The following is a 23,948-nucleotide window of genomic DNA, read 5'->3' as shown; positions in this document are numbered from 1 at the left end:
AAGACTCCCTCATCGGCGACAGCCCCGTCCACGGCCCCGAAGGCATCCGCTTCTACACCCGCACCAAAGTCGTCACCACCCGCTGGCCCCACCGCGCGCAGGAGACCAAGGCCGGATTCAGCTTCCCGACCTCGGACTGATCCTGTCGGGTGACCTTCGACCGGAAAGCGGACGCGGTCTGGTACATGCGATTCCACAGCGACAACGCCGGATGGGGGCACCCGGCCGGAGGCTGGGGAAGTGCGTGCCAGGACGTGGACGCCCGATCAGAGGTCACCCGACAGGCTCTGGGCCTCCGGCTCCCCCACCCCTCTCTTCGAAAGGCAACCCCCATGACCGTGCGTATCGGTGTGATCGGCACCGGAATGATCGGACAGGACCATATCCGCCGGCTGACCCATGTGATCACCGGTACGCAGGTCACCGCGGTGTTCGACATCGACACCGCGCGCGCCGAGGAGGTCGCCGCGTCCGTCGGCGCCCGCGCCCTGCCCAGCGGCTCCGAGGTCATCACGGCGGACGATGTCGACGCCGTCGTGATCACCTCCTGGGGCCCGACCCACGCCGAGCACGTCCTCGCCGCCATCGCGGCGGGCAAGCCGGTCTTCTGCGAGAAGCCGCTCGCCACCCTCCCCGAGGACTGTCTGAAGATCATCGAGGCGGAGACCGCCCATGGCACCCGGCTCGTCCAGGTCGGCTTCATGCGGCGGTACGACGCGGGCTACCGGCAGATGAAGGAGGTCATCGCGTCGGGCCGGATCGGCGAGCCGCTGATCGTCCACTGCGCACACCGCAACCAGAGCGTCCCGGAGTCCTACACCTCCGCGATGGCCGCGCAGGACACCGCCGTTCACGAGATCGACGTCCTGCGCTGGCTGCTGGACGACGAGATCCGCTCCGTACAGGTGCTGAGGCCGCGCAGGACCCGCAAGCGGCACGAGCACCTCCAGGACCCGCAGATCATGCTCTTCGAGACCGCTGAGGGCGTCCGGATCGACCTGGAGGTCTTCGTCAACTGCCAGTACGGGTACGACATCCAGTGCGAGACCGTCGGCGAGGAGGGCACCGTCCGGCTGCCCGACCCGGCGGCCGTGGCGGTACGCGGCGGCGGCAGCGCCTCCACCGGGATCCTCCAGGACTGGAAGGGCCGCTTCGAGGCCGCCTTCGACACCGAGTTCCGCGAGTGGGCCGAGTCCGTCGCGACCGGCACCGAGCCCACCGGCCCCTCCGCCTGGGACGGCTACGCCGCGACGGTCATCACGGACGCCCTCGTCCAGGCGCTGGAGTCCGGCGAGATCGTCCGTGTCGACGCCCTGGAGAAGCGCCCCGCCTTCTACGGCGGAGCCTCCTGACCGTACGAACCGCCTGAACCCCAACGACCGCCGCCCGGCCGGACCCACGGAGTCCGGCCGGGCGGCGGTTTTGTGCTGTCGGGACCGCTTCGCGGTGAATCGGGCCCGATTCCGTCCGGCCCCTGCCCGAAGAATTTTCCGGATGAAACCGCAGGCCAACGGTGTGATGACGATGTAATGACCACCCCCCGGCCGGAAAGTTGGAAAGTTTCCGCACGCGACCTGAACGGATGGGGCACTGTTCTCGTATTCAAGAACATCGGCTCCTTCGAACGTGATCGCTCAGGGACGGGAATGACCGGCAACCGATGCCGGCGGAAGGGCGTGGCCGGCAGTGGACAGGGAACCGATCACGGTCACGACCGCCTATCACGTGGCGCAGGGCCGTGAGCGGGAATTCAGCTCGTGGGCCATGGCTTTATTGGGTGCGACCGCCCGCGCTCCGGGGTACTTGGGCGGTGGCGTACTCGCTCCCGGAGATTCCGGGGTCGAATGGCATGTCATTCACCGGTTCGACTGTGAGAGATCCGCCGGAGTATGGGAGGAATCCGCCGCCCGGGTGCAGTGGGCGGCCCAGGGGGACCGGCTCGCCAGAGAGACGGGACACCGCAGGATACGCGGGCTGAAGCCCTGGTTCGAGGGCCCGGCGGCACTGCCCCTGCCGGTGCCTCCCAAGCCTCCGCCGAAATGGAAACTGTGGATGGTGAATATGAGTGCGGTCTTCCCTCCCGTGCTCATATTCAATCTGACGGTCATTCCCTACCTCAACCATTTCAATGCTCTCGTACGGACTCTTATTCTCTGCCTGGCCGTAACAGCCATTGTCACCTGGGTACTCATGCCTCGCCTCCAGCGCTTTCTCAAAAAATGGCTTTACCCGCCATTGCGGGCGCTGCGCGGACGGCACAAGCGGCGGTCCCGCGCAAACGGGCGGGCCGCATGAAGGCTGCGTAAAGAACCGGAAGGCCCCGGAAAGACGAAAAGGAGGTGGGCCGGGTGAAGACTCTGCTCATCGACAACTATGACTCGTACACGTACAACCTGTTTCAGCTGATAGCCGAGGTCAACGGCGAGGAGCCGGTCGTCGTGCTCAACGACGCCCCGGCCGGCGCCGAGCTGGATCTGCTGGAGTTCGACAACGTCGTGGTGTCCCCGGGGCCTGGACACCCCGGCAGAGAACGCGATTTCGGTATCGGTACGACCCTGCTGGCGCGGGCGAACATCCCCGTACTGGGAGTGTGTCTCGGGCACCAGGGCATCGCGATCGGCGAGCAGGGCGCGGTGGGTTCCGCGCCCCTGCCCCGGCACGGCCATCTGTCCACGATCAGACACGACGGCCGGGGGCTGTTCCGCGGAATACCGCAGAACTTCACCGCGGTGCGCTACCACTCGCTGTCCGTGCGCGAGCCGCTGCCGTCGACCCTGGAGGCCACCGCGTGGGCCGAGGACGGGGTGCTGATGGGGCTGCGGCACCGTACGCGCCCGCTGTGGGGTGTGCAGTTCCACCCCGAGTCGATCCTCACCGAGTTCGGCCACCGGATGCTCGCCAACTTCCGTGACATGACGGCGGCCAGACCCCGTCCCGCCCGGCCCCGGGCCCCGAAGCAGCGGCAGGGCGCCGGGCCCGGAGCCGCCGCGACGCCCGCGGAGGCCGGTGTGTCCGGCGGTGGCCATCGGCTGCACAGCAGGGTCATCGGCACGGCGGTCGATCCCGAGACGGCGTTCACCCGGATGTCCGCCGACGCGCCGCGCGCGTTCTGGCTGGACAGCTCCCTGGTCGAGGCCGGGCAGTCCCGCTTCTCGTTCTTCGGGGACGGCAGGGGCCCGCTGAGCGAGTTCGTACGGTACGACGTCGAGGCCGGCCTCAGCGAGATCGAGCGGCCGGGACAACCGGTCCGCCGGGTCGAGGGCAGTGTGTTCGACTACCTCCGGGAGCGGCTGGCGCTGCGCGCGGTGGACGCCCCGGAGCTGCCCTTCGACTTCACGACCGGCTATGTCGGCTATCTGGGGTACGAGGTGAAGGCGGACTGCGGTTCGCCGGGCCGCCACCGGGCCGACACCCCGGACGCCTGCTGGCTCTTCGCCGACCGGCTGGTGGTCGTGGACCACCAGGAGGGGAACACCTACGCCGTCTGTCTCGCCGAGGACACACCGCTCGGCCTGCGGGACGCCACCGACTGGCTCGACACCGCCGTGACGGAGCTGAGCGGTGTGCCCGCCGCCCCATCCCCCTGCGAACCCCGGCCCTCCGTACCGGGGCACGGCCTCGATCTGACCGCCGCCGAACCGTGGCTGGTGCGCGACCGCGCGGGCTATCTCGCCGATATCGAGTCCTGCCAGCGGGAGTTGAGAGAAGGGGACAGTTACGAGATCTGCCTCACCAACGCCGCCAGACCGCCCGCGCCACGTGACTCGTACGACTACTACCGGGTGCTGCGACGGTACAACCCGGCGCCGTACGCGGCCTATCTGAAGTTCGGGGAGGTCGATGTGGCCTGCTCGTCCCCCGAGCGGTTCCTGCGGATCACCCGGGACGGGGTCGCCGAGGCCAAACCGATCAAGGGCACCGCGCCGCGTGGCGCCACCGAGACGGAGGACGCCCGGCTGCGGGCGTCGCTCGCGCTGGACGAGAAGACCCGCGCCGAGAACCTGATGATCGTCGATCTGCTCCGCAACGATCTGGGGCGGGTCTGCGAGACCGGGTCCGTACGGGTCCCCCGGCTGATGGCGGCCGAGACGTACAGCACCGTGCACCAGTTGGTCTCCACCGTCGAGGGGCGGCTGCGCCCGGACACCGACGCGGTGGAGTGTGTCCGCGCCTGCTTCCCCGGCGGTTCGATGACCGGCGCGCCGAAACTGCGGACGATGGAGATCATCGACTCGCTGGAGACCGAGGCGCGCGGTGTCTACTCCGGCGCCATCGGCTATCTCAGCTGCAACGGCGCCGCCGATCTCAATATCGTCATCCGCACGGCCGTGTTCAGCGGCGGCCGGATGCGGCTGGGCGCGGGCGGCGCGATCGTCCTCGGCTCGGATCCGGCGGCGGAGTACGACGAGATGCTGCTGAAGACCGCGGCCCCGATGCGCGCCCACCGCGACCTCACGGTCGGGGAGGCCACGCGGGCCGCCACTCCCACGGCGCCGCTGGTCCCGCTGGTGGCCCCCCTGGATACCGCCGTCGCCGTCGCAGAGGAGCCGGTCCGATGACACCCCCGTCCACACTGCGGCTGACCCCCCGCTCCGCGTTCCGCTCCCCCACCGGGCAGACCGCCGAGCGGCCCGCTCCGGGCCGCGGCCACCCGGACCGCGCCTGTCCGGGCAACCTGGCGGCCGATCTGGCCGATCTGGCGGTACGTCACCACTGGACCGACCGGCCCGCGTTCCACCAGGACCACCGGGTCTGGACCCACGGCGAGGTGCACGGCCTCGCCGCGCGGGCGGCCACCGTCCTGGCCGACCACGGGGTGCGCGCGGGCGACCGGGTGCTCCTCGCGCTCCCCGACTCCATCGCGTGGGTGACCACCTTCCTCGCCACCGCGCGGCTCGGCGCGGTGGCCGTGCTGGCCAACCCGGAACTGCCCACGGACAACCATGACTTCATGGTCGAGGACGCCGGCGCCACCCTCTGTGTCACCGGTCCGGGGCTGGAGGACCGCTTCACCCCCGACAGGCGTCTCTGCGCGGACCAGTTACTCGCGCTCACCTGCACCGCCGCCCCGGCCGCCCCCCATCCGGCCGGGTCGGACACCCCCCTGTACATCCAGTACACCTCCGGAACCACCGGGCGTCCCAAGGGGGTTGTGCACCGCCACGGCGACCCGGAGGCGTACTACGAGTTCATCGGGAGGCGGCTGCTGCGGATCGAGCCCGACGATGTCACCCTGTCGGTCTCCAAGCTCTTCTTCGCCTACGGCTTCGGCAACGGGTTCGTCTTCCCGCTCTTCTCCGGCTCCTCGGCCGTCCTGGTCGGCCGGCGCCCCACCCCGGCCGCCCTGGACGAGCTGGTCGCCCGGCACCGGGTCACACTGCTGTACTCCGTACCGTCGGCCTATGCCGCTCTGGTGGCCGACCGGTCCGACGGGCACGCGGTGTGCTTCTCCTCCGTACGCGCCGCCGTGTCGGCCGGGGAGGCCATGCCCGCCGGGCTCGGCGAGCGGGTGACCGAGCTGCTCGGGGCACCCGTCCTGGAGCAGCTGGGCTCCACCGAGGCGGGCCACGCCTTCTGTGCCAACAGCCTCTCCCACAACACACCGGGTACGGTGGGCCGGCCGGTGCCCGGGTACGAGGTGGAGCTGCGGGACCCCTCGGGGCGTCCCGTGGCCGAGGGCGACGAGGGCGAACTGTGGGTCAAGGGACCGACGTTGACCTCCGGCTACCTCAATCTGCCCGAGGCCACCGCGCGGACCCTGTCCGGCGGCTGGCTGGCCACCCACGACCGGGCCCGCCGCGAGCCGGACGGCACGTACCGCCATCTGGGGCGGTCGGACGACATGGAGATGGTCGGCGGCATCACCGTCTCCCCCCTTGAGGTCGAGGGGGTGCTGCGGACCCATCCTGGGGTACGGGAGGTCGCCGTGGCGGCGGTCACCGACGAGGCGGGCGCCTCCCGGCTGCGCGCCTTCGTGGTGACGCACCCTCAGAACGCGTCCGAGACAAGTGAGTCCGACATCCCCGAGGAATCCGTGGACCGCGTGGACCGCGTGGACTCCGAGAAGTTCGAGAAGTTCGAGGAGGAGATCCTCGCCCTGGCCCGGCGCCGGCTGGCCCCCTTCAAGGTGCCTCGGACGGTGCTCGTGGTGCCGTCGCTCCCCCGCACCCCGACCGGCAAGCTCCGGCGCCATCTGGTGCGCCAGGGCTCCTGGTAGCCCCCACACATCAGGAAGGAACGGCCCCCATGCGTCACACCCTCTTCTCCGAGCGCGGGTTCTATCTCGGCATGATGTTCCACCGGGCCGCCGCCCGGTTCGGCTCCGTACCGGTCAGTCTGGACCGGCCGCTGGACGTATGTCCCGGGGCGGGGCTCGGCCTCGGCTATCCGGAGCTGGCCGCCCTCGTCGACGATCTGTCGGCGCGGCTGTGGGCGGCCGGGGTCCGGCCGACCGAGCGGGTCGCCATCCACAAGTCGGACAACTTTGACATCGCGGTGCTGACCTGCGCCGCCTCCCGGATCGGCGCGGTCCCCGCGCTGCTCTCGCCCGGCCTGGACGGGCCGGTCGCCGGCGAGCTGCTCGGGCGTCTCGATCGGCCCTGGCTGATCACCGACCGGGCCAAGCTGGACGGTCCGCTGTGCTCCGCGGGCCCGGCGGGCGGCGATGTCTCCGCTCTCGTACGCGAGGTGCTGACCGTCGACGACGGACCGGGGCCGACCCCGGGCGTACCGCTGGAGAAGTTCGCCGGGGCGCCCGCGCACGCGCCGGTACGGCTGCATCCCCGCGAGCCCTCGCTGATCACCCACAGCTCGGGCACCACCGGCACCCCGAAGCTGGCGGTGCACTGTGCCAACACCATGTGGAACCGGCTGGTCCCGCAGAAGGCGATGGGGTGGCCGACCCGGGGCGAGACCGCGGCGCTGCACATGTCCTTCGTCCACTCGCGCTTCTACCATCTGCTCGGTGTGCTGCTGAACTTCGGCTCCCCGCTGGTGATGATCGTCGACCCCGACCCGGCCGCCGCCGGACCGCTGCTCGCCGCACACCGCCCCGGCATCGTCGAGACGCACCCCAACACCTTCGTCCTGTGGGAGGAGTTGGCCGAGGCGCCCGGCGATCCGCTGTCCTGGGTGCGTTCGTACGGCTCCACCTTCGACGCGATCCATCCGCGCACCGTCCAGCGGCTGCTGGGCGCCTCGCACCGGCGCGCGCCCTGGCTCATCCAGCTGTACGGGCAGAGCGAGACGGGCCCGGTCGCCTTCCAGTGGTACACCCGGCGCGGAGCCGCCCGTACGGACGGACGCCGGGTCGGGACCGCGATCCCCGGATTCACCCGGATCCGGATCGCGGACAGCACGGGCAGGCGTGCCAAGGCCGGTACCGCAGGCCGGATCGAGGCCCGCACCCGGGGCAGGATCCTCACCTATCTCGGCGCGCGGGATACCTATGACCGCCAACTGCGGGACGGATGGTGGCAGATGGGGGACATGGGCTATCAAAGCCGATGGGGCGGGCTGTATCTGATGGACCGTGAGATCGACCGGATCGATTCCATGGAGAGCAATCTGGAGGTCGAGGACGTACTGATGTCCCGCCTCGAAGAGCTGCGCGAGATCGTCATCGTGCCCGGCGCCGAGCGCGAGCCGGTGCCGGTGGTGTGTGTACGGGGCGACGAGCCGCTCGACACCCGGCGGTGGGACGAGGCGACCACGGACCTGCCGAGGATGGCGACCCCCCTCCAGTGGCGGTTCGACGATCTGCCGAGGACCTCCACCTGGAAGATCAAGCGGGTCGAGATCGTCCGGATGCTCGCCGAGGGCGCGCTGCCGGCCGCCCGGTTCGGGGTCTGAGATGGCGCCGCCCGTGCTGGTCGTGGGCGCCGGTCCGGTGGGCATGGCGGCGGCGCTCGCGCTGCGGGCGCGCGGGCTGCCGGTGACCGTGCTGGAGGCCGACCGGAAGGGCCGTGAACGGCCGGGCAGCCGGGCCCTGTTCGTCCATCGCGAGACGCTCCAGCTCCTGGACGCGATGCGGCCGGGGCTGGCCGCCGAGATCACCGCGTACGGCCGGACCTGGCACACCAAACGCACGCTGTACCGGGGGCGGGAGGTGTACGCGCGCACCTTTCCGCCGCCCGAGGACGGGCCGGGGGCCGGTTTCTCCGCCGCCCGCACACCGTTCACCAGTCTGCGGCAGGTGGACACCGAGCGCTTCCTGCTCGCCGCGTGCGACAGCGCCGGGGTGCGCTTCGAGTGGGACGCCCGGGTCGGGGACGTCCGGGTCTCGGCGAACACCGTCGAGGTCACCACCGAGGACGGCCGGAGCTGGACCGCGAGCCATGTCGTCGCGGCGGACGGCGCCCGCTCGGCGGTGCGGCGGGCGCTGGACATCCCCATGGAGGGCACCCGCTCGTCCGGGTTCCATGTCGTGGTCGATGTCGCCGACATCCCGGGGTCCGAACTGCCGCTGGAGCGGGTCTTCCACTACGAGCACCCGAGAACCGACGGCCGCAGTGTGATGCGGGTGCCGTTCACCGGCGGTTTCCAGCTCGACCTCCAGTGCCGGGACGACGACGACCCGGAGGAGTACGGTACGGACGAGGCGGTACGCGGCTGGCTGCCCGGTGTGGTGGGCGACGGCTACGCCGACCGGGTGCTGTGGGTCTCCACGTACCACTTCCTGCGCAAGGTGGCCGGCGCGTTCACCGATCCGGGGCGGCGGGTGCTGCTGGTCGGCGAGGCCGCGCATCTGTTCCCGCCGTTCGGCGCGCGGGGCATGAACAGCGGGATCGCGGACGCGGCCGCAGCGGCGGCAGCGGTCGCCGCCAACTCCCCTGCCGCGGTCGAGGAGTTCGCCGTGGCCCGGCGGGAGGCAGCGCTGTTCAACAGCGCGGCGGCGGGGACGGCCCTGGCGCATCTGCGTCCCGAGCGCCGGATCGTCCGGGCGAAGCAGCGGGTGGCGGCGACGCTCTCCTCCGTCCTGCCCTGGTGCGGGGCGTGGCTGGAGCACGCGCCGTACGGCCCGCGGCACGGCTCGGCGGCGAGCGCGGGCCGCAAGTACTGACACCACGGGACAGCACGCGGGACAGCACACACGGAGCAGCCGGGAGGCACGGCCAGGATGACCACCACACACATCGAAGCGACCTCCACAACGATCGGGGGACAGGTTCTGGGCTGGACGCCGGGGCGTGGGCTCACCCTCGTGGACGAACCGCCGGACCAGTTCCACGGGCTGCTGCCGGCCGCCGATTCCTGGCTGGTGCTGGACGGCCGGGTACGCGCCCTGGCCCGGCACCGCGAGCGGTTCCTGACCGCGTGCGCCGACGCCTCCGACCTGCCCGCCGTCCAACTGGTCTCGTTCTGGCGGGACATGACGGCCGCGCTGCCGCGCGAGGGCGCCTGGTTCCCCCGCGTCGAGCTGCTGACCGCGGACCACTCCCCCCGGCTGCGGGTACGGATCAGATACTCGCCCCGGCGTACCTCCGGGGTACGGGTCTGGGCCTCGGGCCAGCCGGATCCGCGTACCGTACCGCGCCGCAAGGGGCCCGACCTCGACACACTGACCGGGGTACGGCACCGGGCGGGCGACCAGGGAGCCGACGAGGCCGTACTGACCAGCGCCTCGGGGCTGGTGCTGGAGGCGACCAGTTCCAGTGTGCTGTGGTGGGAGGACGACACACTGTGTCTGCCCTCACCCCGGCTGCCGGTACTGCCCGGGGTCACCACCGCGATCATCCAGGACCACGCCGGGGAGTCCGGGATCCGGGTCCTCCACCGGGAACGGACCTTGGCGGAGCTGGCGGGCCGCGAGGTGTGGCTCGTCAACGCCCTGCACGGGATCCGCCCGGTGACCAGCTGGCTGGGCCCACCGATGCTCGCGGGTCCGGCTGCACACGCCGCGCGGTGGCAGAAATGGCTGAATGGCATCGCGGAGCCGCTGCCGGACCACTGATCCGCGAATCACCGAACCTTCGGGCGGCGGACTCACCGGGTCGCCCACTCGCCGCACAGAATTCACCTAAAAGACATAAACGGGCGCGCCGGGTCGAAAGGATCGACCCGGCGCGATATTCGGCGTTCAGGAATTCTTCGGGGCGGGCCGATAACCGCCCGGCACCATACGTGTCGCGATGGCGATGCGGTTGTACGCGTTGATGACGGTGGCCGCCCAGATCAGCGCCGCGACCTGCTCCTCCGTGAAGACCCCGGCCGCCTCCCGGTATACCGCGTCAGGCACCTGGCCGTCGTTCACCAAGGTCACAGCCTCGGCCAGGGCCAGGGCGGCCCGCTCCCGCTCGGTGAAGAACGGGGTCTCGCGCCAGGCGTTCAGCGCGTAGACACGCTGCTCGGTCTCGCCCTGCGCACGGGCGTCCTTCGTATGCATATCGAGACAGAAAGCGCAGCCGTTGATCTGCGAGGCGCGGATCCTGATCAGTTCGAGAAGCTCCGGTTCGACCTTGGCGTCGCTCGCGGCGGAAACGGCGGCGGCGTGCAGCGCGCCCATCGCCCCGGAAACCTGCGGGGTTATTTTCTTGAGGGCGACACGGGGCGCGGTTTCGTTATTCGTCATAGCCGAACTCTATTACCCGGGAAAGCCCCGGCGCGTACCGAATCCAGGATTCGGTACGCGCCGTTGTCAGGAAGTACGCGGCTCGCGACGCGAGCTGACGGTATGTCAGTAGGGGCCGTTCACGTTGTCGATCGAGCCGTACCGGGCGGCCGCGTAGTTGGCGGCGGCGGTGATGTTGGCGACCGGGTCGTAGCTGTCGAACGACGTACCGGGCACGTGGTACGCGCGGAAGGTCGGGTCGATGACCTGGAGCAGGCCCTTGGACGGAATCCCGGCGGCGGCGTTGGAGTCCCAGAGGTTGATCGCGCGCGGGTTGCCCGAGGACTCGCGGATGATGTTGCGGTAGAGGCCGTTGTACGTGCCGGGGATGCCGCGCGCGGCCATGATGTCCAGCGACTCGCGGATCCAGCCGTCCAGGTTGTTGGCGTAGGTCTTGGCGGCGGCCGGAGCGGCGGCGGGCTTGGCGGCCGTCGCGGCCTTTCCGGCGAGCGCCAGCTGGAGACCGGGCTTGATCAGCTCCGGGTTGCCGCCGATGACCGTGCGGTTGTTCTCGTACAGCTTCTTCCAGCCACCACTCAGGGAGTGGGCGGCGGCGATCCGGGAGAGGGAGTCGCCCACGACGACGGAGTAGGTCGCGGTGGTGGCCTTCTGTACGACGGTGGTGACCGTCGGTACCGACTTCACGGCGGCGCTCTGCGCGGACGGCGCCGCGTGGGCCGTGGTGGCGGCCATCAGCGGAAGCGCGAGTACGACGGCGCTGCCCGCGCCCGCGGCGACGAGCCTCCTGGCGAGCGGACCGGCTCCGGTACGACGGTGCTTGGCCTTTGTGGGCATGACGAATTCCTCTCCGTCGCCTGCGAGGTGAGCTGTCGGATTCGGGCTGGAGATGCCCGGTCGCGGTATGAGCGCGACTTCACCCCTAGCCGATCCCCGGTCTCTGAATCGGCGGCTTACCTGGGTTCCCCGCTCCTGCCGTACGTGTGAGTGAGTGGATGAGTGTGGTTTCCGGACAGCGGCAGGATTCGGCGTTCCACCCGGATTGACGAGAACGTAAGCGAGAACGCCAGGACAAAACAAGTCCGGAATTCACGAGCAGCCCTCGCGGGCCGTTCCGAACGGGAAAGATCAAATTATTCGCCCGCCGCCGGGGGGCTCAACTTTCCTTTGCCGTGAGCCGAATGGACGGGCAGTCAGAGACCGCGAACCCACCACGGGCGTGACGCACATCACGGATAAAGTGGATCATCCGCCCCAACAAGACCCAACATGAGCGACCATATCCCCCAAATACCCCAGACACGAAACTAGCGACAAAATTACCTAAAACGCCCATAGTGACAACAGGGCTCGCGGAGATCATCCCGGCACACGGACCCCCGATCCGGATAATCCACAGAGCGAGGGAACGAATGAGAATGATCGAATTCAAAACCCCTCACTCGCCGCCCGGGACCGCCCGGACCGCTCTCCTTCCTCCCTCTCCCGTCGCCCCGGACCCGACCCTTTTCCCGCACCTCTCCAAATCCCTTCGGAAGCCGCCGAGTTCGACAGCCGATCCCCTTACCGCACCAGGGAGAAAGGGCGTTGACGAGAAAGGGTCCTGTCGTATTTCGCACCGGCCCGCCCGGCACCAGGCACCCGCCAGCAGGAAACACGCGGGCGGGAGCCGCCGGGGCCGGCGGGCGGCCTGTCGGGCAGGGCTCCCAGCAGGCCCCGACTGTACGGGGGGCGGGGGGCAGGGCGCCGAAGGAGGCGGCGGCCTCGGCCGGTTCGACGAAGCGCCCGGCGCCCATGACCGCGATCCGGTCGGCGACGGGAGGAGGGCCGGCCACCGCTGTCCGGCGAGCGGGGCGCCCGCGCGCCCCTGGATGAGGGAGCCGAGGCTCGCGGTGCGGGAGGACGGCCCGTGCCCGAGGGGTTAAACCCTCAAGGTCATTGCCCGCCCCTTATCCCGCTCTTTTATTCCGCCCCCGTCGTCCCCAGGCCACCCGGGGTGTTCGCGTACCCAACCAGCAAATCTGGTACGGAACTCGGCCGAGCGCAACCATACTTTGCGCCACCCTCACAGCTCCATACAAGATCGCCGACGGAAGGGAGGACTAGACCTGGACGACTTCGTATGGCCATGCTTAAGGTGGATCGTTCAAGTGAGAGGGGTGGAAGTGGCGTTCGCTTTACACCGTCACATCTCCCCTGTCGAAGGTGTGTACGCATTTGACGAGGGGGCCGCGCTTTCGAAGATCCATATCGTCGACGGCGGCATTGACGGCGCCCGGCTCGCTCGCGGACGGGGCCGGTACGCCATCATCCGGCCTCTCTTCTCCGCCGTCGCGGAAACGAAGGACGAACGCTTTCGCCGCGAGACCTTTCCCGGGAACCCCTATGCGGTACCGCGCGAGCAGCGGTCGGGGGAAGGCCGGATTCGAAAAGCAGTTCGCTTGAAGCCATCGTCGCCACACGGACCGCCACTGGGGGAAATCTATATGTCGGATCTACGGCCACCTGAGATCGGCGTACGAAGCGGACGCGCTCAACGCGGCACGTGACGCGCACCGGGGAGCGGTGCGGGCCGCTCCCCGGGGTTCGATACGCGCCGCACCCTGCGGCGCACATCAGGTCCGGCGCCGGACATCCTGGCGCTGCCGGGTCACCCTCGCGATGCTCGGCCGCGCCGGGGCAGGGACAGCTCGGTTTCCGGCGGCCGTCCCACGCGTTCCCCGAGGCCGTCGTATCCGGGAGATACGCGAGGCGTTGCACCTTTCCTTCGACGTCTTGAAAGAAGGCTCATTTGTCCGACCGGAACAGCTCTCGATCCATGCTCGCCCGCGGCCTGAGCGTCCTGCGGTGCTTCCGCCCGTACGAACGGGAAATACCACTCTCCGAGCTGGCGCGACGGGCCGACATGCCGAAGGCGACGGCTCACCGCATCGTCGCCGTATTACTGAAGGAGCACATGCTGGAGCGCGGCGAGAACGGCCTGCGGCTGGGTGTGGCACTTTTCATGATCGGTACTCGGGTGCCGGGGCAGCGGGAACTGCGGGACGTGGCCCGGCCATTCGTCGAGCGGCTGCACCATCTCACCCGTGGTGGCGTGTTCGTCTTCATATCCGACACGCTCGACGCGGACACCGCGTTGGTCGACCAGATCCACCATTCCCAGGGCAACGAAAAGGAGTTCGGGGAACAGGTCGCGATCTCCACCCGCGCCGCCCGGGAAACCCTCAGATTTCATGGAAGAACCGGTACGCGAAACGTACCGCCGATCCGCACGGGAGTGAAGGGAGGAGGCATCGGGGCATTCGGTGGTGAAGAGGTGATACACGTCCGCCGGAAGGATCTTGTCATTCTGCGTACGGCCGAAACCGTCGCCCTCGCGGCCCCGTTGCTGCTGTCGCCCGACACCGTGATCGGCGCCCTCGCCGTCTCCGCGCCGTCCGGCTGGCTCCTCGAAACACAGGCGGCCTCCCACCTCCAGGCAGCCGCCGCGGCTGCCTCCCGCGCCCTGCAACGCACCCCGGCGCTGGCCCGCCGGTCCTGACGCCCGCGGGCGGGCCCGACCCGCGGCCTCAGGGCACCCGGCCCCGGGCGCCCCGAGGCTGCGCCCGCGCGGCCGGGCGGACCGAGGTGATCAGGCTCGGCAGCAGCCGTCCGGCGAGGTACTCGGCTCGCGCGGCGGTCAGCGTGTCCCGGATCAGGTCGGTCGCGGCCTCGCCGTAGATCCCGGCGATGCTGCCGCGGAAGAGCCGCACCACCTTGAGCCGCTCCGCGAGCAGCGCCAGTGCCCACGGCGTCAGGTCGTGCCGGACCACGTCCGGGAACCCGGCGTCCGCCAACTGCCGCAGCCGGTCCGGGAGCGGCGTCGTGAAGAAGACCCCCTCCGGATGTGTCCCACGGAACGCCCGCGACGGAGGTGCCGACGTGGGCGTGAGACTGACCTCCTCGGTGAGGACCAGCGCACCGCCCGGCCGCAGCAGCCGCGCGGCCTCCCGCAGGACCGCCCCCGGGTCGGGGAAGTGCGGCATCGACCCCGTCACCACCACCACGTCGAGCGAACCGTCCGGCAGCGGGACCTCGGCCGCCGACGCGCACACCTCGGTGATCCGCGTGAACCCGTGCCGTTCGCTGATGCGGCGGCCGACCGCGACATGCTCCGCCACCAGCTCCACGCCGTAGGCGCGCCGCACGGATACGCCGACCGTCGCCAGCCGGTCCACCAGGTGGCGCAGGGCGCCGCCGAACCCGCTGCCCAGCTCGCAGAGCGCCACCGGCGCGGACGGGGTGCCGGTGTCCACGGCCCAGGCCCGTACGACATCGGCCACCAGGTCACAGCCCTGTGGCCCGAAATGGCCCATCTGGTCGAGTCCGAGCAGCCCGCTCGGGCCCTGTTCCCCGGTGAACTCGACGATCGACCGCTCGGTACGCTCCCAGTCGTGCAGGGCCGGGAACAGCTCCCGGTGGTAGGCGTACTGCGCTCCGCGCTGGTCCGGGGGGTCGGCCGACCGCGCGCCATGGCCCGGCCCCCCGGTCACCGCGCGTCCCGGCGCGGCAGAGCGGTGGACGTACAGGGCGTGAACGCACAAGTGGACGTACAGGTGGACGTACAGGGCATGGGCGGGCGGGTCACGGGCACGGGGACTCCTCCTCGGGAACCGGGGGACGGCTTACCGGACGAGCGGCGGACCGGACGGACAGCCACCGGCGTACGCGGTGACGCGGTGCGGCTCACGACGGCGACGGGGCGCGGAACTCGTCCGGCACCGCGGCGCACACCGCGTCCAGCACCGACAGCGCCTCCTGCGCCTCCTCGTCCGTGGCGACGAGCGGCGGCAGCAGACGCAGCACCTCGGGCCGGCCCAGACAGGGGGACACCACCAGACCGGACCGGCCGAGTTCCATCAGTACGTGTCCGGCCACCGCGTCCGTACCGAACTCCACGCCCCACAGCAGCCCCCGCCCCCGCACCTCGGTGACGAGCGAGGGGTGGCGCCGGGCCAGGTCGGTCAGGCCCGCCGCGAGCAGCCCGGCGAGCCGGTCGCCGCGCGGGGCCAGTTCCTCCACGGCGACCAGGGTGGCCAGGCCCGCGGCAGCCCCCAGCGGGTGGCCGGAGAAAGTCGTGGTGTGGACGAACGGGTCCTCGGCCAGCGGCCGGTACAGCTCGGGCGTGGCCACCACCGCGGACACGGGCTGCACCCCGCCGCCGAGGGCCTTGCCGAGCAGTACCGCGTCCGGTTCCAGGCCGCTGTCCGCGCCGGCCAGCCGGGGTCCGCAACGGCGCAGGCCCGTCTGGATCTCGTCGGCGATCACGAAGGCGCCGTGTGTGCGCGCGGCGTCGCCCAGCGCCCGCAGGAAAACCGCGTCCAGGGGCCGCACCCCGCCCTCGCCCTGGACCGGTTCGACCAGGACGGCGGCGACCTCGGGGCCCGCGAACGCGGCCGCGATCGCGGAGACGTCCGGTGCCAGGTGGGTCACCCCCGGCAGCAGCGACTCCAGCGAGCGGCGGTAGCGCGGGTTCCAGGTCGCCGCGAGGGCGCCGAGGGACTTGCCGTGGTAGGCCCCCTCGACGGCCAGGACCCGGGTGCGCCCGGTCGCCAGGCGGGCCAGCTTCAGCGCGGCCTCCACCGCGTCGGAGCCGTTGAGGCCGAGCCACACCTTCGTCAGCCGTCCGGGGTCCGCCCAGCCGGCGAGCGCCCGCGCGAAGCGGGCCGTGGTGGGGTTGCCCAGGACCCGGGTGGAGACCGGCATCGCCTCCAGCTCCCGCCGTACCGCGCGCACCACATCCGGGTGTCGCTGCCCGAGCAGGGTCACCGCGTAGCTGCCGAAGTCCAGCAGGCTGCGGCCGTCGGACAGCCGCAGCCGGGCGCCCGCGCCGTCGGCCTCCACGGCGCCGGTGCCGTTCATGCCGTACACCAGGGCGAGTTGGGGCGACAGGTGTGCGCGGACGGCGGCGAGCGCGCTCCGCGCGGGTTCCTGGCCGGTGAGCGCTGTCATAGAGGGATCGGTCTTCCTCTCGTCTCTCGTGTCGCGGACCGCGCGCCCACCGTGGCCGGGCGGCGGCCGCTCCCTCCGTACGAAAGTACGAAGGGCGGGAAGGACGGGTGGGTCACGGCGGCGGCGCACCCCCACGGCCAGTAGTTCTAGTCCGCCGCCGACTCCCGGGGAAGCCGCGTTCCGGCAGCCGGAACGTTGCCTCTTCCGGGGTACGGCCGTTGGCAGGATGGCGGGGGCCGGCCGCCCCGACCGCGCCCCGCCGCCGCCCCGGCGGGCCCGGCGCCCCCGTGGCCCCGGAGTCACCGCCCGCGATCCGGCCGGGCGCCGTCCCGCCCGGGACCGCCGCGGGCCCCGCCCGCCACCGCTTCGTAGCCGAAAGGTGCCCGACCACATGCAGACCACGTCAGCCGGTGCCGTCGCGTTCCCGAACGCCGACACCCTCGCCCGGCGCCTGGACGCGTTCCTGGAACAGCGCGGCCTGACCCGGGAGGTGGTGCGCGGCGAAGCCGACCAGGGCATGGGCGCCCCGGTACTCGCCGTCGTCGCCGGTTCGGTGCTCGCCGGTTTCGGCAACCACCGCAGCGACCTCGACCTCCTGGTCCTCGTCGAGAACGACCGGCTCACCCGCTTCCCGATCCAGTCCCACGAACACGGCTCCCTCATCGACGTCAACATCCGCCGGGCGAGCGCCGTCCGCGTCACCACCGCGGCGCTCGCCACCACCCCGTGGCCACGGTTCGACAGCGTCACCGAGGACGCGTGGAACCACCGGCGACGCGCCCTGAACACCGTCGGCCGCCTTGCCCTGGGCCTGCCCCTGACGGCCGAACCGCCCTGGGACGACTGGCACGCCTCCCTGCGCGCGCCCTGGCTCGCCGAGGCGATCACCCGGTGGTACGCCGTCGAGGCGCACCGCCTGGCGCTCGCCGCCCGCTGGCTGCTGCCGTACAAACCCCACGCCGCCGCCGCCCGTGCCCGGGAGGCCGTCGTCGCCGCCCTCAACGCCCGCGCCGCCGCCGCCGGCGAGCTGTACTTCGCGTCCAAGTGGGCGGGCGAGAAACTCAAGGTCCTGGGCGACACCGAAGGGCTCGCCGTGCTGCGCGCGGCCCTCGTCCCCGAGGTCGACGTACCGCGTGCGCTGGCCGACGTCGACCGCCTCGTGGGCGCCCCCGACGGGCTGCACGCGGTGCTGCGCTGGGCCGCCGGCGTCACGACGACCCCCCTGGACGACCGGACCGTGACGGACCGCTGGCAGCTGCGCGCCGTGGAGACCCCCGGGGTCGGCCTCCCGCCCGGCGACGGCGACACCGTCGTCTGGTCCGGCCCGGCGGACACCCGGCCCCCGGACGACCTGCTGCGGCTGTTCGTACACAACCTGGTGTGGTGCGCCGTGGCCCACCCCGACCCGGAGGTGCCCGCGTGAACCGGACAGCGACGCCCGTCGCGACCGAACCGACCGATCTGCGGCGGCTGCTCGTCTTCCGTGCGCACGGCGCCGCCCGGCTGCTGCTCGGCTGCCGCGCCCGGCTGGAGGACGTCGAGGGCGCCATCGTCGCCGGACAGCACGAGACCGCCGTCCTCATGGCGTACGAACTCGTACAACTGTCCCTGTCCGTAAGAGGGTTGCGCACCGAGGGCGAGCTGACGTACGGACGCGACGAGGTCGCCTTCGACCCGTTCGCCGGTGTACCGGAGGACGAGATCCGTGCCGGGCTGCGGCTCGCCGCCGAGGGCCGCGACGCCACCGGCGAGGACGGCACGGCCTGGCTGGCACGGCTCCACGCCCATGTCCGCGTCACCGAGGCGCAGCTCGGGTACGCCGAGCCGCTGCCCGACGTCCGCTCCGGCAGCGGCATGCTGAAGGGGTTCAAACTGGCCCGGACCTGGGAGCCGCTGCTGCGCCGCGCGGCCCTGCCCGACCTGCTCCCGGACGCCTGGAAGCGCCGTGCCGACTGATCCCCCGCCGGGTCCGGCCGACGCTCCGGTCCTGTCGCTGCGCGGTGTCGGCAAGCGGTACGGCGCCACCGTCGCCCTGCACGACGTGAGCCTCGCCATCCCCGAGGGCCGGATCGTGGGCCTGCTCGGCCACAACGGAGCCGGCAAGTCCACCCTGATGTCCCTGGCCGCCGGGCTGCTGCGCCCGGACACGGGCACCGTCGAGGTGTGCGGCCTGCCGGTGGCGCGTGTCCGGAACCGGCTCGGCCTGGCCCCCCAGGATCTCGGCGTCTACCCACCGCTGACCGTGCGCCAGAACCTGCGGTTCTTCGCCGAGCTGGCCGGGGTGCGCGGGCGCGACGTGCGCCGGCGCACCGAGGACGTCGCCGAACCGCTCGGCCTGACCGCCCTCCTCGACCGGCGGGTCGCCCGGCTCTCCGGCGGCGAGCAGCGGCGCGTACACACCGCGGTCGCCCTCCTGCACCGCCCCCGGCTGCTGCTGCTCGACGAACCCACCGCGGGCGTCGATGTCGAGACCCGCACCCGACTCATCGGCCACGTCCGGGAGCTGGCGGCCACCGGCACGGCCATCTGCTACTCCACCCACTACCTCCCCGAGGTCGAGGCGCTCGACGCCGATGTGGCCGTCCTCGACCACGGGCGGATGATCGCCGGGGGGCCACTGCCCGACCTGGTCCGCGACCACGGGGACGGCTGGGTGGAGCTCACCTTCACCGGCGCCCCGCCCGAGCTGCGGCTGCCGTGGCCGGTCACCGCGGACGGGGAGTCGCTGCGCGTCCGCGCCGACCAACCGCACCTGGCCGTGCCCGGGATCCTGGCCGCCCTCGGCGACCACGCCTCCCGGCTGGCCCACCTGAACGTGGTCCGGCCCAGCCTGGAGAACGTATTCCTGCGCCTGACCGGACAGCGGTACGCGGCGGCCACGCCCCCGTCGACCGGGACACCCGACGGACCTCCCCCGGACGGGCGACAGAACACGGAGGCGGTGCGCCATGCGTGACGGATCCCTCGGCCGGGTCGTCGCCCTGGTCCGGCAGGACGGCCGACTGCTGCTGCGCGACCCCGCGCCGCTGATCGTCCGGACCGTCATGCCGCTGCTGATCATGGTCTTCATGCAGCCCCTGTTCCGGGCGGCGCTGCGCGCCGGCGGCGAGAGCGATGCCAACGGCGCCGAGCAGGGTGTGCCGGGCATGGCGGTGATGTTCCTGTTCTTCCTGGTCAACCTCGTCGGCTTCGCCACGTTCCGGGAACACGGCTGGAACACCTGGGACCGGCTGCGCGCCGCGGGCGCCCGCCCCGGCGAACTCCTCGCGGGCCGCGTCGTGCTGCCCCTCGTGGTCGCCGTCCTCCAGTTGGCGGTGGTCTTCGGCGCCGGTGTGCTCCTGTTCGACCTGCGGGTACGCGGTTCCTGGACGGCGCTGCTCGTGGTCGCCGTCCCCCTGTCGCTGTGCGTGGTGATGGTCGGCATGGCGTTGGCGGCGGTGTGCCGCACCATCGCCCAGCTGAGCGTCCTGGCCAATCTGCTCGCCCTGTTCTTCGCCGGGCTCGGCGGCGCCCTCGCCCCGCACGCCACGCTGCCCGCCTGGACCCAGCCGCTGGCGCCCGGGGTCCCCAGCTACTGGGCCATGCGCGGCTTCACCACCGTCATCCTCGACGGCGGCGGGGTCGAGGACGTCCTGCTGCCCGCCGGAGTGCTGTGCGCCTTCGCCGTCGGGCTCACCGCGCTCACCCTGCTCTTCTTCCGCGCCGACCAGCGCAAGCTCTCCTGGTCCTGAACGCGCCGCGGCCCCGAGCCCCTTCGGAGCCCCTTCCGTCAGAGAGAGGCACCCCATGCCCGCCGTCGTGGTCTTCGACTGCTTCGACACCCTTGTCACCTCCGCGCCGCTGCCCGGCCCCGAGGTGTGGACCGCGTCCCTGGCCGACACCCTGGACCTGGACGCGCGCGACGCGGGCGCGGTCGCGCGGTCGGTCTTCGCCACCCTCCACGCGGCCATGTCCGACCGGTCCGCGCTCCAGCCGGCCACCCTCGGCCTGCTCGACGCCGCCCTGCGCGAACGGGGTACGCCCCGTGGCATCCCCGCTCAGGAGCGGGCGCTGTGGCGCGCGCTCGGCTGCGAGGACCCCGGCCAGTACGGGCTGTGCGTGCCGGTGGCCGACGCCCTGCGGCGGGTCGCCGACGCCGGGCACACCGTACGGCTGCTGTCCAACTGCTACCTGCCCTCCCCGCTGATGCGGCGCCTCCTGGAGCGCCTGCGCGCCCCCGGCGTATGGGAGCAGGGCCTGTTCACCGCCGACGGAGGCCCGAAGAAGCCCGACGCACGCGCCTTCCAGCAGATCGGGGAGGGCGCCTTCGACCGGCGCGTCATGGTCGGCGACTCCCCCGAACTCGATCTCGTGCCCGCCGCCGCCCTGGGCTGGGAGACCGTCCGCATCGATCCCGTACGACCCGACCCGGCGCCCCTGTACGCCCTCCTCGGGTGCTGAGCGCTCCGTCGTACGCGACACCGGCCCTGTCGTACGCGGCACGGCTCGTCGTACGCGGCACCGGCCCGGAGCACGCCCAACAGCCGGGGAAAACAGCGTTCCGCACAAAGAAACACCCGCTGAATTCCACCGACCGGCCTCCTACCGTTCCTGATGGCGCCGCTCGAAGCGGCCGTACCGCCGCGACCCCGGCGCCGTCGCCTTCCCGCGCTCACGCAGAAGGAGCCACCCATGCACTGCCCCGCTCCGCCTCCGGCGCCCCGGCCCGTCTCCGACGGTGCCGCCGCATGACCGCTCCCGCCGCCGACGCCCCTCCCCCGCACCTCGCCCTGCTCGACGCCGGGTGGCGCACCCCGCCGCTCCCCGTCCCGCCCCGCGAGGGCGCCTGCGGACCCGAACGCATCCGGGCCCTGGCGGCCGCGGGCTACGCCGCCCTGCCCATCCCCGGCGAATTCGGCGGCGCGGGGGCCGGGCTGCCCGAGGTGGCCGCCGCCCAGCGCGTACTGGGCCGGAGCGACCCGTCCGCGGCCATCGCGCTCAACATGCACGCCTTCACAGTCGGGCTCATGGCCGACTACTGGGAGCGCCACCGCGACACCACCTGGATGCTCCTGGAGGGCATCGCCGAGGCCGGCGCCCTGGTGGCCTCCGCCTTCGCCGAGCCCGGCGGCAGCCCCAACTTCATGAGCAGCCGCTCCGAGGCGGTCCCGGTGGGCAAGAGCTACCGGGTGACCGGGGTGAAGTACCCCTGCTCGCTCGCCACCACCGCCACCCTGGTCTGTCTGACCGCCCGGGTCACCGGCACCGACGAGACGATCCTCGCCCTGGTGCCGCGTACGTCGCCGGGGCTGACCGTGGAGGGCGAGTGGCCCTCGCTCGGCATGACCGGGTCCGACACCGCCCGGCTCGTACTGCGCGATGTGGACGTCGACGACCGGCTCGTCTTCCACCGCGGCCCCGCCGACGTCATCGACGACACCGTCGTCTCCGGGATGGTGTGGTTCGCGGTGCTCCTGACCGCCACGTACCACGGTGTGCTCAGCGGTCTGCTGGACGAGGCCGCCCGCCAGATGACCGGCGCGGGCACCTACGGCCCCCGGACCGCGCTGCTCGGCCGCGCCACCCGCGAACTGCTCGTCCTCGGCGGCGCCTGCCGCCAGCTGAGCACGGACTTCTCCGACGGGACCCTCACCGGACACGCCGCCCTCGCCTCGGCGGTGGGGCTGCGCGCCTCGCTCAGCGAGACCCGTGACCGGGTGCTGGCCGCGCTCACCCCCGTACTCGGCGGCCGTCTCTACGGGCGGGGCCAGCGCGCCGCGGACCTCCTGGTGGACTCCCTCGCCGTCCACCACCATCCGCCCTCCCTGCTCACCTGCGACGAGGCCATCGGCGCCCACTGCACCGGCCGTGACATCACCTTCGACCCGGCCCGCTGACCCGCCACCGTCCCTGCTCCGCTCTCTCCCGCGCATCCCTCGAAGGAGACCCGCAGCCATGCCCCACGTCGAGGTCCAACTGCCGATCAAGGCCCCGGCGGCCGACGCCTGGCAGGCCGTCATCAGGCTGGAGGACTACGCCGCCTACATGGAGAACGTCGAGTCCGTCACCGTCCTCGGCGAGGACGGTGACGGAGTGCGCACCAGCGCCTGGTCGGTCCTGCTCAAGGGCTCCGTCCTGGAGTGGGTCGAGAAGGACGAACTCGACGAGGACGCCCGGGTGATGTCCTTCTCCCAGACCTCCGGCGACCTCGACGAGTTCACCGGCTACTGGCGGGTCGACGACCTCGGCGACGACACCTCGGTGGTGACCTTCTCGGTCGCGTTCGAGATCGGTATCCCGCTCCTCGCCGACATGCTCAACCCCGTCGCGAGCAAGGCGCTGCGGGAGAACTCCGAACACATGCTGCGCGCCATCGAGCGCCGCATCACGACCGCCCCATGACCGGCCCCGTCCTGGTCACCGGGGCCACCGGCGCCGTCGGCAGCGCCGTCCGCCGCGCGCTGGAGAGCGCCGGCCACACGGTCCACGGGGTGAGCCGGCGCGGCGGGTCCGGCCCCGGGCAGCACGCCTGGCGCGTCGGGCAGGACGCGCCGCCCGACGCGCTGCGCGGACCGTGGAAGGCCGTGGTGCACTGCGCCGCCGACACCCGCTGGAACCTGCCCGCCGACAAGGCCGAACAGGCCAACGTCGACACACTGCGCGCCGTGCTCGCCGTCATGGATCCCGGCACCCATCTCGTCCATCTGTCGTCCTCGTTCGCCACCGGTCTGGCGGGCGATGTCACCGCCACCTCGCCGGACGCCTACCGCAACTCCTACGAGTGGTCCAAGGCCGCCGCCGAACGCCTGCTGCACGCCGAGCGGGACCGTGCGGACATCGTGCGGTTCCCCATCGCCATGGGCGCCCGCGCCGACGGCCACCTGGACCGCTACAGCGGCTTCTTCTGGCTGCCCGCGGCCCTGTGCAGCGGCGCCGTACCCGCGCTGGTCGCCGAGGACAAGGCGTTCCTGGACATCATCAGCACCGACGATGTCGCCGCCCACGTCACCCGGCTGGTGGCCGGCGGCCCCCCGGACGGGGTGCGCCTGTCCGTCCTGGGGCGCGGCGACCGGGCCCAGCGGACCGTCGGCGCGTTCGACACCGTACGCGAGGCGCTCAACGACTGGCGGGCCGCGCACGACCTGCCGCGGCTGGAGGGCCTGCCCTATGTCAGCCCCGAGCAGTGGAACCGCTTCTACCTGCCCTTCGCGGAGGGGCACCTGGACCGTACCCAGCTGCTGCGCGTCACCGCCTTCCGCTCCTATCAGGGGTACCTGTCGGTGACCGAGCCCTTCGCGGTCACCCACCAGGTCGACGACACCACCGGGACGCTGTTCCGCTCCATCCGCCGCTGGGCCGCGACCCACGAGACCGCCGCCCGCCGCACCCCCCGGCCCTGGCGCGCCTGAAC

Annotated in this window: 19 protein-coding genes and 1 riboswitch; of the genes, 15 read left to right on the top strand and 4 right to left on the bottom strand. The window is 71.9% G+C overall.

The genetic code is table 11. From position 1 onward, the window contains the following. Window positions 1–332: 332 nt before the first annotated feature. The 6 genes from ACIP8W_RS24995 (at window position 333) to ACIP8W_RS24970 (ending at window position 9,952) form a co-directional block, all read left to right on the top strand. A complete protein-coding gene (locus tag ACIP8W_RS24995) occupies window positions 333–1,352 on the top strand; it encodes a Gfo/Idh/MocA family protein (RefSeq protein WP_401949477.1) in 1,020 nt (339 codons plus the stop codon). A gap of 996 nt (window positions 1,353–2,348) precedes the next feature. Continuing rightward, complete coding sequence (pabB, locus tag ACIP8W_RS24990) at window positions 2,349–4,559, top strand: aminodeoxychorismate synthase component I (protein ID WP_402204676.1); 2,211 nt, start codon at window positions 2,349–2,351, stop codon at window positions 4,557–4,559. Continuing rightward, window positions 4,556–6,217: an AMP-binding protein gene (locus ACIP8W_RS24985; RefSeq protein ID WP_401949471.1), complete on the top strand. Its 1,662-nt coding sequence runs from the start codon at window positions 4,556–4,558 to the stop codon at window positions 6,215–6,217. The genes pabB and ACIP8W_RS24985 overlap by 4 nt, the downstream gene beginning before the upstream one ends. A 29-nt stretch (window positions 6,218–6,246) precedes the next feature. Next, a complete protein-coding gene (locus ACIP8W_RS24980) occupies window positions 6,247–7,851 on the top strand; it encodes a class I adenylate-forming enzyme family protein (protein ID WP_402204674.1) in 1,605 nt (534 codons plus the stop codon). A 1-nt stretch (window position 7,852) separates the two neighbouring features. Next, window positions 7,853–9,061 (top strand): FAD-dependent monooxygenase, encoded by a 1,209-nt coding sequence (locus ACIP8W_RS24975; protein ID WP_401949466.1) that lies wholly within the window; start codon window positions 7,853–7,855, stop codon window positions 9,059–9,061. A 57-nt stretch (window positions 9,062–9,118) separates the two neighbouring features. Beyond that, entirely contained in the window at window positions 9,119–9,952 is an 834-nt protein-coding gene (locus ACIP8W_RS24970; protein ID WP_402151214.1) for an aminotransferase class IV, read from the top strand. Between the two features lie 126 nt (window positions 9,953–10,078). Here ACIP8W_RS24970 and ACIP8W_RS24965 read toward each other — a convergent pair whose 3' ends face one another. Together ACIP8W_RS24965 and ACIP8W_RS24960 are read right to left on the bottom strand one after the other, a co-directional pair. Next, on the bottom strand, window positions 10,079–10,570 hold the full coding sequence (locus ACIP8W_RS24965; RefSeq protein ID WP_401949461.1) for a carboxymuconolactone decarboxylase family protein: 492 nt from the start codon (window positions 10,568–10,570) through the stop codon (window positions 10,079–10,081). 105 nt (window positions 10,571–10,675) lie between these two features. Continuing rightward, window positions 10,676–11,404 carry a transglycosylase SLT domain-containing protein gene (locus tag ACIP8W_RS24960; protein ID WP_402151217.1) on the bottom strand — a complete coding sequence of 243 codons (729 nt, stop codon included), beginning with the start codon at window positions 11,402–11,404 and terminating at the stop codon, window positions 10,676–10,678. A gap of 4 nt (window positions 11,405–11,408) precedes the next feature. Beyond that, a riboswitch (cyclic di-AMP (ydaO/yuaA leader) is annotated at window positions 11,409–11,571 on the bottom strand. 1,814 nt (window positions 11,572–13,385) lie between these two features. On the opposite strand from ACIP8W_RS24960, the gene ACIP8W_RS24955 reads away from it, so the two are divergent. Continuing rightward, the gene (locus ACIP8W_RS24955; protein WP_401949456.1) at window positions 13,386–14,108 is read left to right on the top strand and encodes a helix-turn-helix domain-containing protein; all 723 of its coding nucleotides are present in this window, start codon (window positions 13,386–13,388) and stop codon (window positions 14,106–14,108) included. Between the two features lie 28 nt (window positions 14,109–14,136). Here ACIP8W_RS24955 and ACIP8W_RS24950 read toward each other — a convergent pair whose 3' ends face one another. Beyond that, window positions 14,137–15,099, bottom strand: a complete 963-nt coding sequence (locus tag ACIP8W_RS24950; RefSeq protein WP_401949453.1) for a class I SAM-dependent methyltransferase — start codon at window positions 15,097–15,099, stop codon at window positions 14,137–14,139. Window positions 15,100–15,292: 193 nt separating this feature from the next. Beyond that, window positions 15,293–16,558, bottom strand: a complete 1,266-nt coding sequence (locus ACIP8W_RS24945) for an aspartate aminotransferase family protein (protein WP_402204670.1) — start codon at window positions 16,556–16,558, stop codon at window positions 15,293–15,295. Window positions 16,559–16,949: 391 nt separating this feature from the next. On the opposite strand from ACIP8W_RS24945, the gene ACIP8W_RS24940 reads away from it, so the two are divergent. The 8 genes from ACIP8W_RS24940 (at window position 16,950) to ACIP8W_RS24905 (ending at window position 23,946) form a co-directional block, all read left to right on the top strand. Then, a complete protein-coding gene (locus ACIP8W_RS24940; RefSeq protein ID WP_401949447.1) occupies window positions 16,950–17,981 on the top strand; it encodes a hypothetical protein in 1,032 nt (343 codons plus the stop codon). Then, complete coding sequence (locus ACIP8W_RS24935) at window positions 17,978–18,514, top strand: hypothetical protein (RefSeq protein WP_401949444.1); 537 nt, start codon at window positions 17,978–17,980, stop codon at window positions 18,512–18,514. The genes ACIP8W_RS24940 and ACIP8W_RS24935 overlap by 4 nt, the downstream gene beginning before the upstream one ends. Next, on the top strand, window positions 18,504–19,514 hold the full coding sequence (locus ACIP8W_RS24930) for an ABC transporter ATP-binding protein (RefSeq protein ID WP_401949442.1): 1,011 nt from the start codon (window positions 18,504–18,506) through the stop codon (window positions 19,512–19,514). Before ACIP8W_RS24935 ends, ACIP8W_RS24930 begins: the two co-directional genes overlap by 11 nt. Next, window positions 19,507–20,289, top strand: coding sequence for an ABC transporter permease (locus tag ACIP8W_RS24925; RefSeq protein WP_401949438.1), 783 nt, complete (start codon window positions 19,507–19,509; stop codon window positions 20,287–20,289). Before ACIP8W_RS24930 ends, ACIP8W_RS24925 begins: the two co-directional genes overlap by 8 nt. Window positions 20,290–20,344: 55 nt before the next feature. Then, a complete protein-coding gene (locus ACIP8W_RS24920) occupies window positions 20,345–20,998 on the top strand; it encodes an HAD family hydrolase (RefSeq protein ID WP_401949435.1) in 654 nt (217 codons plus the stop codon). Between the two features lie 287 nt (window positions 20,999–21,285). Next, entirely contained in the window at window positions 21,286–22,434 is a 1,149-nt protein-coding gene (locus tag ACIP8W_RS24915; protein ID WP_401949432.1) for an acyl-CoA dehydrogenase family protein, read from the top strand. A gap of 58 nt (window positions 22,435–22,492) precedes the next feature. Then, window positions 22,493–22,939, top strand: coding sequence for a type II toxin-antitoxin system RatA family toxin (locus ACIP8W_RS24910; RefSeq protein ID WP_401949430.1), 447 nt, complete (start codon window positions 22,493–22,495; stop codon window positions 22,937–22,939). Then, a complete protein-coding gene (locus ACIP8W_RS24905) occupies window positions 22,936–23,946 on the top strand; it encodes an NAD-dependent epimerase/dehydratase family protein (protein ID WP_401949428.1) in 1,011 nt (336 codons plus the stop codon). Before ACIP8W_RS24910 ends, ACIP8W_RS24905 begins: the two co-directional genes overlap by 4 nt. The last annotated feature ends 2 nt before the right edge of the window (window positions 23,947–23,948 follow it).

The sequence above is a fragment of the Streptomyces sp. NPDC088554 genome, from assembly GCF_044752945.1.
Classification (GTDB): domain Bacteria; phylum Actinomycetota; class Actinomycetes; order Streptomycetales; family Streptomycetaceae; genus Streptomyces.
The sequence above is the reverse complement of the archived record's forward strand: the minus strand, read 5'-3'. Positions and strand labels throughout refer to the sequence as shown.

What these genes read in the sequence shown, in the direction of transcription:
- ACIP8W_RS24995 (WP_401949477.1), top strand. Translation starts at nt 333, where the DNA reads ATGACCGTGCGTATCGGTGTGATCGGCACCGGAATGATCGGACAGGAC.
- ACIP8W_RS24985 (WP_401949471.1), top strand. Translation starts at nt 4,556, where the DNA reads ATGACACCCCCGTCCACACTGCGGCTGACCCCCCGCTCCGCGTTCCGC.
- ACIP8W_RS24980 (WP_402204674.1), top strand. Translation starts at nt 6,247, where the DNA reads ATGCGTCACACCCTCTTCTCCGAGCGCGGGTTCTATCTCGGCATGATG.
- ACIP8W_RS24975 (WP_401949466.1), top strand. Translation starts at nt 7,853, where the DNA reads ATGGCGCCGCCCGTGCTGGTCGTGGGCGCCGGTCCGGTGGGCATGGCG.
- ACIP8W_RS24970 (WP_402151214.1), top strand. Translation starts at nt 9,119, where the DNA reads ATGACCACCACACACATCGAAGCGACCTCCACAACGATCGGGGGACAG.
- ACIP8W_RS24965 (WP_401949461.1), bottom strand. Translation starts at nt 10,570, where the DNA reads ATGACGAATAACGAAACCGCGCCCCGTGTCGCCCTCAAGAAAATAACC.
- ACIP8W_RS24960 (WP_402151217.1), bottom strand. Translation starts at nt 11,404, where the DNA reads ATGCCCACAAAGGCCAAGCACCGTCGTACCGGAGCCGGTCCGCTCGCC.
- ACIP8W_RS24955 (WP_401949456.1), top strand. Translation starts at nt 13,386, where the DNA reads ATGCTCGCCCGCGGCCTGAGCGTCCTGCGGTGCTTCCGCCCGTACGAA.
- ACIP8W_RS24945 (WP_402204670.1), bottom strand. Translation starts at nt 16,558, where the DNA reads ATGACAGCGCTCACCGGCCAGGAACCCGCGCGGAGCGCGCTCGCCGCC.
- ACIP8W_RS24940 (WP_401949447.1), top strand. Translation starts at nt 16,950, where the DNA reads ATGCAGACCACGTCAGCCGGTGCCGTCGCGTTCCCGAACGCCGACACC.
- ACIP8W_RS24925 (WP_401949438.1), top strand. Translation starts at nt 19,507, where the DNA reads ATGCGTGACGGATCCCTCGGCCGGGTCGTCGCCCTGGTCCGGCAGGAC.
- ACIP8W_RS24920 (WP_401949435.1), top strand. Translation starts at nt 20,345, where the DNA reads ATGCCCGCCGTCGTGGTCTTCGACTGCTTCGACACCCTTGTCACCTCC.
- ACIP8W_RS24915 (WP_401949432.1), top strand. Translation starts at nt 21,286, where the DNA reads ATGACCGCTCCCGCCGCCGACGCCCCTCCCCCGCACCTCGCCCTGCTC.
- ACIP8W_RS24910 (WP_401949430.1), top strand. Translation starts at nt 22,493, where the DNA reads ATGCCCCACGTCGAGGTCCAACTGCCGATCAAGGCCCCGGCGGCCGAC.
- ACIP8W_RS24905 (WP_401949428.1), top strand. Translation starts at nt 22,936, where the DNA reads ATGACCGGCCCCGTCCTGGTCACCGGGGCCACCGGCGCCGTCGGCAGC.